Source organism: Bacteroides sp. LFL-34 (assembly GCF_027257075.1).
GTDB classification, from domain to species: Bacteria; Bacteroidota; Bacteroidia; order Bacteroidales; family Bacteroidaceae; genus Bacteroides; species Bacteroides ovatus.
Window position 1 is genome coordinate 1 of sequence record NZ_JAPQKZ010000115.1, and the last position, 2,462, is coordinate 2,462.

4 protein-coding genes are annotated in these 2,462 nt (G+C 41.1%); 3 read left to right on the top strand and 1 reads right to left on the bottom strand.

All coding sequences use genetic code 11. The features are described from left to right. Positions 1-29 precede the first annotated feature (29 nt). Complete coding sequence (locus N5O98_RS27010) at positions 30-185, bottom strand: hypothetical protein (protein ID WP_269496230.1); 156 nt, start codon at positions 183-185, stop codon at positions 30-32. A 114-nt stretch (positions 186-299) separates the two neighbouring features. Between N5O98_RS27010 and N5O98_RS27015 the strand changes: the two genes are divergently transcribed. From N5O98_RS27015 to N5O98_RS27025, 3 genes are read left to right on the top strand one after another with little or no spacing between them, the layout of a single operon-like run. Next, positions 300-797 carry a DUF2589 domain-containing protein gene (locus N5O98_RS27015; RefSeq protein ID WP_118161483.1) on the top strand — a complete coding sequence of 166 codons (498 nt, stop codon included), beginning with the start codon at positions 300-302 and terminating at the stop codon, positions 795-797. A gap of 21 nt (positions 798-818) precedes the next feature. Then, positions 819-1,523, top strand: a complete 705-nt coding sequence (locus tag N5O98_RS27020; protein ID WP_007749099.1) for a DUF2589 domain-containing protein — start codon at positions 819-821, stop codon at positions 1,521-1,523. A 4-nt stretch (positions 1,524-1,527) separates the two neighbouring features. After that, complete coding sequence (locus N5O98_RS27025; RefSeq protein ID WP_032855960.1) at positions 1,528-2,121, top strand: hypothetical protein; 594 nt, start codon at positions 1,528-1,530, stop codon at positions 2,119-2,121. Positions 2,122-2,462 lie beyond the last annotated feature (341 nt).

Sequence of the window (2,462 nt, forward strand, 5' to 3'; positions counted from 1 at the left end):
GCCTTGCAGAACGCAGGCTCAGAGTGGCGTTACGAACTTAATGGAGCATTGCCTACCTTGAGGAAGCAGTAAACCGTCGGGCGGAAAAAGTTCCGCCCGCAACGGAAAGAACCGAAGTATAACCCCAATAAAGAAAGGAGGACGTGATGGAACACACGGAGAATCCACCATATTGGTTTTGGCATCAAGGCATTGTCAATAATAATATAGTCTCCAGTGTAAATATGGAAGCTGTAAGCCGGACATTGTCAAGATTGGTGCTCATTAAAGACAACAAATCAAGTATTTAAGTTAAAAACATGGGACTTTTTCACAGAGGCAAGAAAAATAATGACGATGAGCCGGACAGTGTTCAAACCAATTCATTCTCTGATATTATGAATGGTTTGCAGTACGCCGTAAACAGTGCACAAGATACATTACAGAATCATCAGATACAAAATCTGACCAGACTTTTTGAAGGAACAAATGCAAATAACGCAAATACGTTCCAATCAAAAAAAATCATGGTTGGAGACAAGACTATTGATATTCCACTTATAGCCTTGATATCCCATCATTATCTTGCAATGGATAATGTGCAGATAAAGTTCAAGGCGAAGGTCGGAAGCGTGGAATCACAGATTCCGGAAAACAACTTGCTGTTATCCAGTCCGCACAGAGCCAATCTCCAGATGCAGATGAGCAACATAAAACCAGATACAGATGATATCATGGAGGTTTGCGTCAATTTTAAAGTTCAGGAGACTCCGGAGAGTATTTCCCGAATCATTGACGATTTTGTAAAAAATATCTAACAATTTTAAAATTCAAATGTTATGGCAGAAGAAATAAAGAACCAAGGGCAACAAGAAAATGCGGAAAACTTGAATGAAAATGTAAGCGGACAGGCGAAAGAAATTATCTCCGCTGCATTGGAAGAGACTCAAAACAGAGAAACTTCTCCAGTTCTTAAAGCAGATTCAAACGTGACTGACAAATTCAAGGGGCTTCCCATGCGGGAACTTATTGCAGCTCCACTTATTGCAGCAGCCGAAGCACAACAGGAATTGGCAGCGACAGCATGGAATTTCTACCAGCAAATTGCATTTGATGGTAAAAGCGGCAATAAAGCGCGTATATTGGAATTCGATGTCGAAAGACCGATACAGCAGGATGGAAAAATGACAACAATGTCACAAAGTGTCAAGGCTCCGTTTATAGGATTGGTGCCTATTCCTTCCCTGCTCATAGATCGCGTGGATGTCGATTTCCAGATGGAGGTTACCGATACATCAAACGTAAAAAGCACTACCAACGCAGAAGTAGAGGCAAAAGCTTCTGCAAAACATTGGTTTATAAATGCGGAAATCAGCGGCAAAGTCACGACCGCCCGCGAGAACACCCGCATGACCAACCAAACGGCAAAATACCAGATACATGTGACAGCCAGTCAGCAGCCGCAGACCGAAGGTCTGTCTAAACTGATGGATATAATGGCATCATGTATCGAGCCTATAACAAACGAAAGTAACAGTAAGTAAATATATGAATTTGATTCAAGCATTAAGATTGCCAAACAGTCAAGCAGTAATGACAAATATTGCACGGTTTCATTATCAAAATATTTATAATGTAGGTTTGACCCCTCCGATTTTCACGCAAAGTAATTTGACATTTCAAATAAAAGGATATACCCGTAACTATCGTTTTCTTAGATTAGACTACGCCTGTGTCATATATATTGCGGATAGAATAGCAGTCGTTGCTTCAAATGGCATAGATACTTTAAGTTCAGGTTTTTCGGGGTGTTATATGGCCAGTTTTAGGCACAATGGCATTAGGTATGTTGCTCATATTCCAACGCCTAACAATAGTATTAAAACATCATGGAATCGGGCGGTTAAAAATCTAATAATAGATAATGTTGTTCTTTTTAAACCTACTGAAGGATTGGCGAGAATCCCAGGAACCATTGGTATTTGGGGAATTATAACATTTAACGATAGATGTTATCGGCTTGATGTAAATGAAAACGCTCCTCCAAGTCAAGCCATACGTGGCCAAAGAATTTTTAACTCAATCCCGAGAAATCCCATACTAACAGAAATTCCACCTATCGCCGGTGGTCAGATGCCTTAATAATTATAACAATTGTAAATAAGGGAAGAATGGTTGTTTCATTGAGGAGTAGAATTCTATTCGGATATATAATTCTGGTGGCGGTCATAGGCAGCATGGCCGCCATTCTCATCCATGAACCTGCGAAGTTCCACGACCTATATGCGTATTTTAAATAACGGTATTTACACAAACAGCAAATGAGCGAACAATTCGTTACCACTACCAAGCATTTCCGCAAGATGCTTGCCGCAGGCTATCTGTTGATAGTCCTGCTGGTGGGCGGCATCATCTGCACGTGGCTCGGAGAATGGCGCGACTTGGAGTTGCTGGAACGGGAGAACCGTGAAATCAACCGCTTC